Below are 12,741 nucleotides of genomic sequence, written 5' to 3'. Positions count from 1 at the left end.
CAGCTAGCGCCCGATGGCCTCGAGGCTGCCGGTCGTCTGCCCGGCCTCGTCGTAGACGGTGCAGAGGATCTCGCGGTCGCCGTCGGCCCAGCTCTCCACGCTCGGGCTGTAGTAGCCGATGTAGTACATCGAGGCGTCGTAGGCGACGCCGACGAACCGCTCGAACTCGGGATAGCAGTTGTCGAGGATGGCCGCTTCGAGCTCGGCATCGGTCGGCAGCTCCGCCGTCGTCAGGTCGAACGCGTGGTAGACCTCGCTGTCGTGCGGCTCGGCGCACGGCACGATGGGGAGGGAGTTGACCTCCTCGGCGACGGTCGCGTCGTTGAGGCAGTCGCCGACGACGATCGAGAAGACGTCGGCGCCGTCGTCGCCCTCGACGACCTGCCCGGTCTCATCGCGCTCGACGCTCCCGGTGATCGAGTCGATGACGCTGCACCCGGCGAGGCCGGCGATGAGCAGCGCGGTGGCGGCGACCGCCGCGAGGGTTCGTGCGCGGAGCGCGCGGGCGGTGGTCGTCATGGGGTCAGTCCTCGGGGGCGTCGCGATCGGTCGTGGACGTCGTCCTCGACGGAGTCGTCGTCCTCGGGCGCGTGCGCGTCGATGTCGACCCCGTCGACGTCGTCATCGGGGTCGAGGTCGTCCTCGTCGTGCTCGTGGTCGTCGTCCCCGGAGTCGTCACCCTCGGCGTCGCCGCCTTCGGAGTCATCCTCATCCGCCTGATGAGCAAGGTACTCCTCCAGGCGATCCGACCACGGCACCCAATCGGGGGCCACGAGCGCGCCGTCGGAGGGGATGAGCTCGGTCTCGAGCACGCTCGGCTCGAGGCCCTCGTTGACGGCGATCGCGACGGCCCACACCCAGCCGGGGTAGCCGCCCATCCGCGGCGAGAAGCGCACGGTCGCGACGGCGTCCTCGACGGTGATCTCGCGGAACGCACCGACCGTCGACTCGGGGGTGATCTCGGCGAGCGCCGCCCGGGCGATGGGCTCGAGCAGCTGCCGGCCGGCGAGCGCGTCGCGGCCCGCTGCCGTCGAGGGGCCCGCGTCAGGCATCCAGGTCGTCCGCGACCTTGCGCAGCACCGCGGCGATCTTGCGTCCGTGCTCGGAGTCGGGGTAGCGGCCGCCCTTGAGCTTGCCGCCCATGCCGTCGAGCAGCTTGATGAGGTCCTCGATGATGACCGACATCTCGTGCGCCGGGCGGCGGTTGATCTTGGTGACGCTCGGCTTCGGGTCGAGCACGCGCACCGACAGCGCCTGCGCGCCGCGCTTGCCGTCGGCGACGCCGAACTCGAGGCGGCTGCCCACCTTCACCATGGCGCCCTCGGGCAGGGCCGATGCGTGCAGGAACACCTCGGCGCCCTCGTCGGAGGTGATGAAGCCGAAACCCTTCTCCTGGTCGTAGAACTTGACCTTGCCGGTGGGCATGCACGTACTCCTCGAGGTGGGCGGGTCGGCCGGATGAGCCCGACCCCCGAGGATACCGCGTGAGCGCTCCCCCTGGACCGGGGGTACTGCGCTGTCGTACCGGGCACCTATCCTGAATCCGTGCCCGAAGAGTCGATCGTCATGAACAATCGCGTCGAACGCGTGCTCGCCTACATGGTGGCCGCGATCGTCGTGGTGAGCCTGGCATCGTTCATCGCCGTCATCATCGGCACCGCCGCCGGCATCGGCCGCGAGGGGCTGGCATCCGGCATCTGGCCGCTCGTCACCATCCTGCCGCTGATCGGCCTGCCGATCGGCTTCGTCCTCATCATCGTCCTGCTGGTCGTCAGCGCCGTGCGTCGGGGGCGGGCCGCCAAGGATGCCGGCAACTAGCGCGGCCTCCCTCGCTCTCGCCGCGCGCCTGCGCGACCGGAGCGACGACGAGCTCGCCGCCCTCATCACGAGCCGGTCGGTGAGCCCCGGCTCGGTGAAGGACATCTTCGACCTGGCCGAGGCGCTGCTCGACGCGCATTCGGTGGATGCCGCGCTCGCCGGCCTCGGCCGCCGCAGTCTCGCGGCTCTCGCGACCGCCGCCGAGCATCCCGACGAGCCCATGCCCCTCGCCGCCCTCGCCGAAGCCCTGGAGCGCACCGAGGCCGCGATCGCCGCCGACCTCTCCGCCACCGACGCCCTGGCGCTCTGCGCGCTCGAGCCCGCGGGCGTCACCGTCTGGCCCCCCGTCGGCGAGGCGCTGGCCGCGTGGCCCGAGCGCGGCCTGCCCTCCGCCGAGCAGCTGCGCAGCGCGCCGGCGCCCGCCGCCCTCGCGCCCGTCGACGACACCGACCGCCGGTTCCTCGACCGCGGCGCCGCCGAGCGCGCGTTCACGACCGCCACGCGCATCGCCGAGATCGTCGCGGCGCTCGTCGCGACGCCGGCCCGCATGCTCGCGAAGGGCGGCATGTCGCTGCCCGACGCCAAGCGCCTCGCCGAGGCCTGCGGGGCCGAGCTCGACGAGATCCCCCTGCTGCTCGACCTCGCCGCGATCGCCGGGCTCGTGCACGAGTCGAACGGCCGCACGCTGGCCCTCGACGACGCCGAGGACTGGCGCCGCCTGCCGCTGCCGGCGCGCTGGGCCCGGCTCGCCGACGCCTGGGTGTCGACGCTGCCCGACGAGCTGCACCGCCTGCTCGCCGACCGCGTGGACGCCCGCTGGGGCGACGGCATCGCCGACTTCGTGGCGTGGCTCTACCCCGCGGCGGACGAGGCCCTGCTGATCCGTCTGCGCCGCCGCGGCGCCCAGGGCGACCGCCTCGGCATCGCCGTCGACGGCCGCCCCTCAAGCGTCGGCGCGGCGCTCGTCGCGCACGGTGCCGAGGCGGCCGCGGCCGCGCTCGCCCCGCTCGTGCCGACGACGGTCGACAAGGTGTACCTGCAGCACGACCTCACGGTCGTCTCCCCCGGCCCGCTCGATGGGGGCGTCGACGAGCAACTGCGCCGCATGGCCGAGCTCGAGAGCGCGGGCCTCGCCGGCCGGTACCGCATCACCGCCGAGACGCTCGGTCGCGCGATCGCCCAGGGCGAAACGGCGGATGCTCTCCTCGCCTTCCTCGCCGGCATCTCGCTCACCGGCGTGCCGCAGCCGCTCGAGTACCTCGTGCGCGAGACCGCCCGCCGCTACGGCACCATCCGCGTGGCCGGGCTCGCGCCGGAGGAGATGGCCGAGCTCGGCGCCCGCACCGCCGTGCGCAGCGACGACGCGGGCATGCTCGACGCCCTGCTCGTCGACACCGCGGCCGCCCCGCTCGGCCTCGTGCGCGTCGGCCCGCACCGCCTCGTCAGCCGGCTCGAGCCCGCCGTCGTGCTGTGGACCCTCATCGACGCCCGCTACCCGGCCGCGCCCGAGGGCGGCGCCATGCCGCTCGAGCGGCCCCGACGCGGCGCCGTGCGCACGACCGTGCCGACGCCCGTGGACGCCGTCGCCGCGGCGGTGGGCCGCATGCGCGAGTCCTCCGCGGCCTCCGGCCCCGACAGCGGCGGCGCCTGGGTCGTGCGGCAGTGGGAGCTCGCGATCCGCGGCAAGCTCGGCGTGCGCGCCACCGTGCGCATGCCCGACGGCGGCGAGCGCTCCTTCGACCTCGAACCCACGGGAGCCGCGGCCGGGCGGGTGCGCGGGCGCGACCGCGTCGCCGACGTCGAGCGCACGCTGCCGGTGTCGAGCATCACGGCGCTCGAGCCGCTCGACTGAGCCCGGGCGCGGTCGGGCCCTCCCAGGCGGCGCACCTAGACTGGCCCGCTATGAATCCCGACGGCCCGCTGATCGTCCAGAGCGACCGAACCGTGCTCCTCGAGGTCGCCAGTCCGCTCGCGGAGGAGGCCCGTCACGCGCTCGCCGTGTTCGCCGAGCTCGAGCGCGCCCCCGAGCACGTGCACACCTACCGCATCACGCGGCTGGGCCTCTGGAACGCCCGCGCCGCCGGTCACGCGGCCGAGGAGATGCTCGCCGTGCTGGAGAAGTACTCGAAGTTCCCGGTGCCGCAGTCGGTCTCGATCGACATCGCCGAAACGGTCGGCCGCTACGGCCGCCTCGTCGTCGAGCGCGGTGAGGACGGCGTGCTGCTGCTGCGCAGCACCGACACCGCCGTGCTCACCGAGATCGCCTCGAACCGCAAGGTCGCCCCGCTGCTCGTGCGCCGCATCGACGCAACCACCTACGAGCTCGAGGCGTGGGCGCGCGGCCAGGTGAAGCAGGAGCTCGTCAAGATCGGCTGGCCCGCCGAGGATCTCGCCGGCTACACGCCCGGCACCCCGCACGCCATCGATCTCGATCAGGCCGACTGGAGCCTGCGGCCGTACCAGCAGACCGCCGTCGACCACTTCTTCGACGGCGGCTCGGGCGTCGTGGTGCTGCCCTGCGGCGCCGGCAAGACGCTCGTCGGCGCGGCCGCCATGGCCGCGGCCGGCACGACGACCCTCGTGCTCGTCACCAACACCGTCTCCGCCCGCCAGTGGCGCACCGAGCTGCTCAACCGCACGAGCCTCACCGAGGACGAGATCGGCGAGTACTCCGGCCAGCTCAAGGAGATCAAGCCCGTCACGATCGCGACGTACCAGATCCTCACCGCGAAGCGGAAGGGCCAGTACGCGCACCTCGCCCTCCTCGACGCGCTCGACTGGGGCCTCATCGTCTACGACGAGGTGCACCTGCTGCCGGCGCCCGTCTTCAAGCTCACCGCCGAGCTGCAGGCCCGCCGCCGCCTCGGCCTCACCGCCACTCTCGTGCGGGAGGACGGCCGCGAGAGCGACGTCTTCAGCCTCATCGGCCCGAAGCGCTTCGACGCCCCGTGGAAGGAGATCGAGGCGCAGGGCTTCATCTCCCCCGCGAGCTGCTACGAGGTGCGCGTCGACCTGCCCGCGACCGAGCGGCTGGAGTACGCGGCGAGCGCCGACGACCAGCGGTACCGGATGGCCGCCACGGCCCCGGCGAAGCTCGACGTCGTGAAGCGCCTGGTCGAGCAGCACACCGACGAGCGCATCCTCATCATCGGCCAGTACCTCGACCAGATCGACGAGCTCTCCGAGGCGCTCGGGGTGCCGCAGCTCACCGGCTCGACCTCCGTCGAGGAGCGCGAGCGGCTGTTCCAGGAGTTCCGCGACGGGGTGACCCCCGTGCTCGTCGTGTCGAAGGTCGCGAACTTCTCCGTCGACCTGCCCGAGGCGACGGTCGCCATCCAGGTCTCCGGATCCTTCGGCTCGCGGCAGGAGGAGGCCCAGCGGCTCGGCCGCCTGCTGCGCCCGAAGAAGAGCGGACTGCCCGCGCACTTCTACACGCTCGTGGCGCGCGACACCGTCGATCAGGACTTCGCGCAGAACCGCCAGCGGTTCCTCGCCGAGCAGGGCTACAGCTACACGATCCTCGACGCGACCTCGATCGGCCTGGCCGCCTAGAGCGCGCTGGCCGCCGGGGCCGCCCCGACCGCCGCGACGACGGTCGAGGCGAGCTCGGCGGGCCGCGTGAGCTGCGGCCAGTGCCCCGTCGGCAGCTCGACGATCTCGAGCGCGTGCAGCCGCCGCAGCTCGGCGCCCCACGCCGCCTCCGAGGCGATCGCCTCGTGCAGCATGGCCGCCGGGAACTCGCAGGCCACGATCGTCATCGGCACGGCGAACCGCGCGTCGTCGTGCAGCTGCTGCGGGTCGGTCGCCACGCGGGCGGGCTCGGGCACGGCCATCGCGGTGAAGCGCGCCCGCAGCTCGTCGTCGAGATCGACCAGATCCTCCGGCTCGAACACCGACCAGTCGGGCAGCGGCACGGCGTCGCCGACGACGGGCAGCTCGTCGTTGATGGGGCCGCCCGCGGGGAAGGGCAGCGCGTCGACGAGGATCACCCGCGCGACGGCCGCCGGACGGGCGTCGGCGGCCGCCCAGGCGATCGAGGCGCCGCCGCTGTGCCCGACGAGCACGAGGGGCTGCGGCAGGGCATCCATCGCCGCGATCACGGCGTCGACGTGGTCGCGCAGGCCGATGCCCGCGGCGGATTCGCCCGGCGCCTTGCCCGGCAGCGTGAGGGGATGCGGCCGGTGACCGGCGGCGGCGAGCGCCTCGGTGACCGGCTGCCAGGAGTCGCCGTCGAGCCAGAAGCCGGGGATGAGGAGGACGTCCATGCGGGCACGCTACGCCGCCGCACCGACATCGCGCACCCTGCGCGCCGCGCGCATCCGGCCCGCACCGAGCCCGGATGCAGGGGAATGCGGAGCGGCATCGGCGCGCCTCTCAGGAAACATGCAACGAACGCGCAGATACTAGGCGCATGGCTGACGGACCCAAGATTCTGATCGTGGACGACGAACCGAACATCCGCGATCTGCTCACGACATCGCTGCGCTTCGCCGGATTCATGGTGCGCGCGGTCGGCAACGGCGCGCAGGCGATCTCGGCGGTGCTCGAGGAGGAGCCCGACCTGATCATCCTCGACGTGATGCTGCCCGACATCAACGGCTTCGGCGTCACGAAGCGGCTGCGCTCGAGCGGGTACACGAGCCCCATCCTCTTCCTCACGGCGAAGGACGACACCGACGACAAGATCATGGGTCTGACCGTCGGTGGCGACGACTACGTCACCAAGCCGTTCAGCCTCGACGAGATCGTCGCGCGCATCAAGGCGATCCTCCGCCGCACCATGCAGGAGGAGGACGACGCGATCATCCGCACCGGCGAGCTCATGATGGATCAGGACACGCACGAGGTCACCGTCGGCGACGTCGTCATCGAGCTCTCGCCCACCGAGTTCAAGCTGCTGCGCTACCTCATGCTCAACCCCAACCGCGTGCTGTCGAAGGCCCAGATCCTCGACCACGTGTGGGAGTACGACTTCAACGGCGACGCCGGCATCGTCGAGAGCTACATCTCGTACCTGCGCCGCAAGCTCGACCAGCACACCGACGAGCCGCTCATCCAGACCAAGCGCGGCTTCGGCTACATGCTTAAGGCGGCCAAGGTCTAGCCTCGGCCCGCCATGCATGAGCAGCTGACGAGGTGGTGGGAGGGGATCTCCCTCCGTTCGAAGATCACCGCGGTGACGGTCATGGTCGTGACCATCGGCCTGCTCGTCGTCGGCGCCGGCACCATCACGGTGCTGCAGCAGACGCTCGTCGGCCAGGTCGACCGGCAGCTGCTGCTCGCCGCCGAGGAGCTGCGGGCGCAGGGCGACCGACTCTCGCTCGACGACTTCGACGAGACCTTCACGCCCGTCACGGGCTCCTCCGTGGTCTCCTCGCCGCTGTACTTCGGCGCGGTGGACGCGAGCGGCGCGGTCATCGACGACAACGTGACGGATGCCCGGCGCGCCCAGGCGCCCGACGCGAGCCAGCTCACCCTCTCGTACGTGCAGACCCGCTACGGCGAGGGCATCACGGTGGCGAGCGAGAACCGCACGGGCCAGTGGCGGCTCGCGGCCTTCTCCCTCACGCTCGTCTACGACGAGAACGCGCCGCGCCCCGCGACGCTCGTCATCGGCGCCGACCTCGCCCCGACCAACGGGATCATCGGCAACTTCGCGTCGATCTTCCTCGGCTTCGGGCTCGTGGCGGTCATCCTCAGCGCCGCGCTCACCCGCCTGCTCGTCTCCTCGACCTTCCGCCCGCTGCGCGACGTCGAGGCGACCGCGGCGCGGTTCGCCGGCGGCGACTTCAGCCAGCGCCTCGGCGGGGCGACCCCGAACACCGAGGTCGGGCGCCTCAACCGCTCGCTCAACACGATGCTCTCGCGCATCGACCGCGCCTTCGCCGACCGCGCCGCGACGATCGCCCAGATGCGGCGCTTCGTCGGCGACGCGAGCCACGAGCTGCGCACGCCGCTCGTGAGCCTGCGCGGCTACGCCGAGCTGTACCGCATGGGCGCGATCAAGGAGGAGGCCGACGTCGCCCAGGCGATGGAGCGCATCGAGAAGGAGGCCATCCGGATGTCGGCGCTCGTCGGCGACCTCCTCGCGCTCGCCCGCCTCGACGAGGCGAAGCCCCTCGAGCCCGGCCCCGTCGACCTCGTGCTGCTCGCCCGCGACGCCGCCCTCGACACGATGGCCGGCGCGCCCGACCGCGAGGTGCAGGTCGTGATCGACGAGGCGAGCGCGCTGCTGCTCGCCGAGGCGGAGCCCGCTCCCCCGGCCGACCCCGACCTCGCCCCGCCGCCGCGCGAGCAGCGCGCCCCCGGGCGCACCGTGTCGGCGCTCGCGCGCCTCCGCGGCCGCCGCCGGGCATCCGCTCCCGAGCAGTCGGCGCCCGCCCTGCTGCCCGAGCCCGCCGCCGCCGGCTTCTCGGCCGTCGTCGTCGGCGAGGAGAACAAGCTGCGGCAGGTCGTGACGAACCTCGTCGGCAACGCCATGCGCTTCACCGATGCGGGCTCCCCGCTCGAGCTCGTCGTCGGGCTCGACCTACCCGCCGGGATGGCGACGCTCGCCGTGGTCGACCACGGCGAGGGCATTCCCGCCGAGCTCAAGGAGAAGATCTTCCAGCGGTTCTTCCGCGCCGACTCCTCGCGCACGCGCGACACCGGCGGGTCGGGGCTCGGGCTCGCGATCGTCGCCTCGATCATCGACCTGCACGGCGGCCGCGTCGAGGTGCTCGACACCCCGGGAGGCGGCGCGACCTTCCGCATCGCGCTGCCGCTCCTCCCCAGCGCGGCGCAGGCCGTCGAGGCCACCGAGCCGGTGGCCGCCACCGGCCCCGCCCCGCTCGTCTCCTAACCTCCCCCCGACGGCGGGGAGCGGCTCCGCCGGAGAAGTGGAGGAGACCATGACCCGGTACCAGGTCGACAGCGACGCGGTGCTGACCGCGGTGAGCACCGCGCGCGGCACGATCGCGCGCATCCAGGGCGAGGTCTCGGGCCTCACCGCCGACCTCGGCGCTCTGCAGGGCGCGTGGACGGGCCCGGCTGCGACGGCCTTCCAGTCGCTGCTCGGCGAGTGGACGGCGACGCAGCGGCAGGTCGAGCAGATGCTCGCGAGCATCACCGAGGCGCTCGGCAGCGCGGGCACGCACTACGCCGAGATCGAGCAGGCCAACGCGCGGCTGTTCCAGCGCTGATCCGGCCTGCGCTGACCCGGCCTGCGCTGATCCGGACAGCGCCGATCCGGACAGCGCCGATCGGGGCAGCGCCGATCGAGTCGGCGCCGGAGCGCGCGAGACAGACCCCCGGATGACGACGCCGGGAACGCGGAACGGGGCGGCTCCCTGGTGGGAGCCGCCCCGTTCTGGCGGTGCCGGGTGACCGGCGGGGCGAGGACTTAGAAGTCCATACCGCCGCTCGGGTCGCCCATGGGCGCCGGGTTCTTCTCGGGCTTGTCGGCGACGACGGCCTCCGTGGTGAGGAACAGGCCCGCGATCGAGGCCGCGTTGAGCAGCGCCGAGCGGGTGACCTTCACGGGGTCGGCGATGCCGGCGGCCAGCATGTCGCCGTACTCGCCGGTCGCGGCGTTGAGGCCGTGACCCACGGGCAGGTGGCGCACCTTGTCGGCGACCACGCCGGGCTCGAGGCCCGCGTTGAGGGCGATCTGCTTGAGCGGGGCGTCGATCGCGACGCGGACGATGTTCGCGCCCGTCGCCTCGTCGCCGACGAGCTCGTTCATCGCGGCACCCTCGAAGGCGAGCTTGCCGGCCTGGATGAGGGCGACGCCACCACCGGCGACGATGCCCTCCTCGACGGCGGCCTTCGCGTTGCGGACGGCGTCCTCGATGCGGTGCTTGCGCTCCTTGAGCTCGACCTCGGTGGCCGCGCCCGCCTTGATGACGGCGACGCCGCCGGCGAGCTTGGCGAGGCGCTCCTGCAGCTTCTCGCGGTCGTAGTCCGAGTCGGTGTTGTCGATCTCGGCGCGGATCTGCTTGACGCGGCCGGCGATCGCCTCGGCGTCGCCCGCACCCTCGACGATGGTCGTCTCGTCCTTGGTGATGACGACCTTGCGCGCGCGGCCCAGCAGGTCGAGAGTGGCGTTCTCGAGCTTGAGACCGACCTCCTCGCTGATGACCTGGCCGCCCGTGAGGATGGCGATGTCCTGCAGCATGGCCTTGCGGCGGTCGCCGAAGCCGGGGGCCTTGACGGCGACCGACTTGAAGATGCCGCGGATCTTGTTGACGACGAGCGTGGCCAGGGCCTCGCCCTCGACGTCCTCGGCGATGATGAGCAGCTGCTTGCCGCTCTGGATCACCTTGTCGACGACGGGGAGCAGGTCCTTGATCGCCGAGATCTTGCCGTTGACGATGAGCACGTAGGGGTCTTCGAAGACCGCTTCCTGGCGCTCGGGGTCGGTGACGAAGTACGCCGACAGGTAGCCCTTGTCGAAGCGCATGCCCTCGGTGAGCTCGAGCTCGGTGCCGAAGGTGTTCGACTCCTCGACGGTGACGACGCCCTCCTTGCCGACCTTGTCGATGGCCTCGGCGATGAGCGCGCCGATGGCGGGGTCGGCGGCCGAGATCGAGGCGGTGGCGGCGATCTCCTCCTTGGTCTCGACCTCCTTGGCGCTCTTGATCAGCTCGGCCGAGACGGCCTCGACGGCCTTCTCGATGCCGCGCTTGAGGCTGATGGGGTCGGCGCCGGCGGCGACGTTGCGCAGGCCCTCGCGCACGAGCGCCTGGGCGAGCACGACCGACGTGGTGGTGCCGTCACCGGCGACGTCGTCGGTCTTCTTGGCGACCTCCTTGACCAGCTCGGCGCCGATCTTCTCGTAGGGGTCGTCGAGCTCGATCTCCTTGGCGATGGACACGCCGTCGTTGGTGATCGTGGGGGCGCCCCACTTCTTCTCCAGCACGACGTTGCGGCCGCGCGGGCCGAGCGTGACCTTGACGGCGTCGGCCAGGATGTTGAGGCCGCGCTCGAGGCCGCGACGGGCCTCCTCATTGAAAGCGATGATCTTAGCCATGTGTGTCTTTCGTCCCTCCCGGACCCAGAGAGCCCGGTAGCTTCTGGCACTCGCGGAGCACGAGTGCTAACTGCGATTCTGGCACTCGCGCAGGGAGAGTGCAAGCCGACGGGAGGGAGCCGCCGGGCTACTGGAAGCTGAACGACCCCGCGGTCGGCACGAGCTCGACCCAGGTCGTCCCGGGGGCCAGGCGCACGGCGACGCCCTGGGCGTCGACGAGCCGCGGCGGGGTGTTCTGATCGGGCTTCGACCAGGTCGCCGGCACGATCTTGCCGCCGGACGAGACCCACGCCTCGCCGCTGCCGATCATCTGCGTCGTCGGGATGTCCTGGATGACCTGCACCGGCACCCGCATCACCACGACGTTGACCGCGCTGAGGCGCGCGCCCGAGGCCGCGGTGTCGGGCGCCCCGCCGGTCATGGAGCGCAACCACGTCGCGCTCGCGGCATCCCATGACCACGACGGCGTGGCGAGCGAGCCGAAGGTCATCGCCATCGAGGTGATCGGCTGCCCGTCCTTCGCGGCGGTGGCCGAGGCGGCATCGGCCGCGAACGAGAACTGCTGGGCGGGCGCCGCGATGTCGGCGTGCTGGGCGAGCAGCTCGGGCGCGCGCACGATGACGTTGTGCGGGGCGGGCGCGTTCGAGCCGCGGAACATCACCGAGTCCGTATCGGCCTGCCCGTGGATGGCGTTGTAGACGCGCGTGGCGCGCATGAGGTCGACGAAGCGCTGCTGCCCGCCGGAGTAGGCGACGATGCCGCCGAGCGGGGAGATGATGTCGGGATCCATCGGCCGGATCGAGCGGATCGGGCCGATCTCGGCCGGCACGTCCGAGTGCCAGACGCCGACGTACCGCGTGAGGCCGCCCTCGACGAGCTCCTCGAACACCACGTCGGCGGCGTCGAGCCCGAGCTGCGGGCGCGCGAGCGGGTGGTTGTCGATCTTCGCGGCGAGGGCGCTGCGGGCGAGCGAGCCCGGCTCCACGAGCTCCCCCGTCAGTGGCGCGAGCTCGGGCGCCGCCGGCTCGACGTACGTCGAGACGTACTCGGGCGTCGGGGTCGGCGTGGGCTGCGCGGCGGCGACGGGCTCCGCGGCGGGAGCCGTGCATCCCGCCAGCAGCCCCGACGCGGTCGCGAGCGCCGCGAGGGCGAGCAGGCGACGGGATGCCCCGCCGCGGCGCGCGCGCGGGCTGCGGTCGGTCGGTCTGCCGTGACGGAGGGCGCTCATGCGGTCACGATAACCCCGGTGGCACCCGGTGCCGCGACGACGCGGCGGTCGACGAGATCGGATCCGCGCGGGCCGCGCCTCAGCCCGCGTAGTCCGCGCCGACGGCGACGGTGACCCGCGCCCCCGGAAACGCGTCCGAGAACTCGACCTCGCCGACGCCGAGCAGCTGCACGAGGCCGCGCGCGATGCCCTCCTCGGTGGGGTCGTCGTAGTACACGACGGTGGTCGCGAGGTCGTCCTGCGCGGCGTTCGTCACGGCGCCGACCGGCCAGCCGAGCGGCGTGAGCACGTCGGCGGCCTGCTGACCGAGACCGGTGATGCCCGAGCCGTTGAGCACGGTGATCGAGAAGCCCTCGGGCAGCGTGATGGTCGCGGGATCGGTCACGGGCGGCGCGGTCTCGACGGGCGCCTCGGTCGGGGCCGGCTCGGGCTCGCCCGCGCCGGGCAGCGAGACGGGGAGGTCGAGGTTGACGCGATCGCTGATGATCGCGAGGCCGCCGACGCCCGCGACGACGAGCAGTCCGGTGGCGAGCGCCGCGACGCCGAGGGCCCGCCAGCGCGCGAGGGGGTCGCGCGGCGCTCGGTGGGCTCCGACGCGGCCGTCGTGCTCGGGCACCTCGTCGAACCGATCGCGCGGGAACTTCGCCATGGTGCGGGATGGGCCTTCCGGGTTCGGCGTGCGCTC

General features: G+C 72.6%; 13 protein-coding genes. 6 read left to right on the top strand and 7 right to left on the bottom strand.

Annotated elements, in window-relative coordinates:
• Window positions 1-3 precede the first annotated feature (3 nt).
• Genes HGB54_RS02385 through HGB54_RS02375 form a run of 3 tightly spaced genes read right to left on the bottom strand, consistent with a single transcriptional unit; the run spans window position 4 to window position 1,425 of the window.
• Window positions 4-519 carry a septum formation family protein gene (locus tag HGB54_RS02385; RefSeq protein ID WP_168915037.1) on the bottom strand — a complete coding sequence of 172 codons (516 nt, stop codon included), beginning with the start codon at window positions 517-519 and terminating at the stop codon, window positions 4-6.
• Window positions 516-1,052 carry a DUF3027 domain-containing protein gene (locus tag HGB54_RS02380; protein ID WP_168915036.1) on the bottom strand — a complete coding sequence of 179 codons (537 nt, stop codon included), beginning with the start codon at window positions 1,050-1,052 and terminating at the stop codon, window positions 516-518. Before HGB54_RS02380 ends, HGB54_RS02385 begins: the two co-directional genes overlap by 4 nt.
• Window positions 1,045-1,425, bottom strand: coding sequence for a cold-shock protein (locus HGB54_RS02375; RefSeq protein ID WP_168915035.1), 381 nt, complete (start codon window positions 1,423-1,425; stop codon window positions 1,045-1,047). Before HGB54_RS02375 ends, HGB54_RS02380 begins: the two co-directional genes overlap by 8 nt.
• Before the next feature lie 120 nt (window positions 1,426-1,545).
• Between HGB54_RS02375 and HGB54_RS02370 the strand changes: the two genes are divergently transcribed.
• From HGB54_RS02370 to HGB54_RS02360, 3 genes are read left to right on the top strand one after another with little or no spacing between them, the layout of a single operon-like run.
• On the top strand, window positions 1,546-1,818 hold the full coding sequence (locus tag HGB54_RS02370) for a multidrug ABC transporter ATPase (protein ID WP_228545898.1): 273 nt from the start codon (window positions 1,546-1,548) through the stop codon (window positions 1,816-1,818).
• The gene (locus HGB54_RS02365; protein ID WP_168915034.1) at window positions 1,805-3,670 is read left to right on the top strand and encodes a helicase-associated domain-containing protein; all 1,866 of its coding nucleotides are present in this window, start codon (window positions 1,805-1,807) and stop codon (window positions 3,668-3,670) included. Before HGB54_RS02370 ends, HGB54_RS02365 begins: the two co-directional genes overlap by 14 nt.
• Window positions 3,671-3,720: 50 nt before the next feature.
• Window positions 3,721-5,370: a DNA repair helicase XPB gene (locus HGB54_RS02360; protein WP_168915033.1), complete on the top strand. Its 1,650-nt coding sequence runs from the start codon at window positions 3,721-3,723 to the stop codon at window positions 5,368-5,370.
• Here HGB54_RS02360 and HGB54_RS02355 read toward each other — a convergent pair.
• Complete coding sequence (locus tag HGB54_RS02355; RefSeq protein WP_168915032.1) at window positions 5,367-6,083, bottom strand: alpha/beta fold hydrolase; 717 nt, start codon at window positions 6,081-6,083, stop codon at window positions 5,367-5,369. The genes HGB54_RS02360 and HGB54_RS02355 overlap by 4 nt on opposite strands.
• 146 nt (window positions 6,084-6,229) lie before the next feature.
• Here HGB54_RS02355 and HGB54_RS02350 point away from each other — a divergent pair, with 146 nt between their 5' ends.
• The 3 genes from HGB54_RS02350 to HGB54_RS02340 are packed head-to-tail and all read left to right on the top strand — an operon-like array spanning window position 6,230 to window position 8,999.
• Complete coding sequence (locus HGB54_RS02350; RefSeq protein WP_168915031.1) at window positions 6,230-6,922, top strand: response regulator transcription factor; 693 nt, start codon at window positions 6,230-6,232, stop codon at window positions 6,920-6,922.
• Window positions 6,923-6,934: 12 nt separating this feature from the next.
• Entirely contained in the window at window positions 6,935-8,659 is a 1,725-nt protein-coding gene (locus tag HGB54_RS02345; RefSeq protein ID WP_168915030.1) for a sensor histidine kinase, read from the top strand.
• A 49-nt stretch (window positions 8,660-8,708) separates the two neighbouring features.
• Window positions 8,709-8,999, top strand: a complete 291-nt coding sequence (locus HGB54_RS02340) for a WXG100 family type VII secretion target (RefSeq protein WP_168915029.1) — start codon at window positions 8,709-8,711, stop codon at window positions 8,997-8,999.
• A gap of 200 nt (window positions 9,000-9,199) precedes the next feature.
• On the opposite strand, the gene groL is transcribed toward HGB54_RS02340, so the two are convergent.
• From groL to HGB54_RS02325, 3 genes are all read right to left on the bottom strand, one after another.
• Window positions 9,200-10,828, bottom strand: a complete 1,629-nt coding sequence (gene groL / locus HGB54_RS02335; RefSeq protein ID WP_168915028.1) for a chaperonin GroEL — start codon at window positions 10,826-10,828, stop codon at window positions 9,200-9,202.
• Window positions 10,829-10,955: 127 nt separating this feature from the next.
• Window positions 10,956-12,056, bottom strand: a complete 1,101-nt coding sequence (locus HGB54_RS02330) for a DUF3048 domain-containing protein (protein ID WP_168915027.1) — start codon at window positions 12,054-12,056, stop codon at window positions 10,956-10,958.
• Between the two features lie 79 nt (window positions 12,057-12,135).
• On the bottom strand, window positions 12,136-12,705 hold the full coding sequence (locus HGB54_RS02325) for a LytR C-terminal domain-containing protein (RefSeq protein ID WP_168915026.1): 570 nt from the start codon (window positions 12,703-12,705) through the stop codon (window positions 12,136-12,138).
• Window positions 12,706-12,741: the final 36 nt, after the last annotated feature.

It is taken from the genome of Microcella flavibacter (assembly GCF_012530535.1).
Lineage (GTDB): Bacteria > Actinomycetota > Actinomycetes > Actinomycetales > Microbacteriaceae > Microcella > Microcella flavibacter.
The sequence above is the reverse complement of the archived record's forward strand: the minus strand, read 5'-3'. Positions and strand labels throughout refer to the sequence as shown.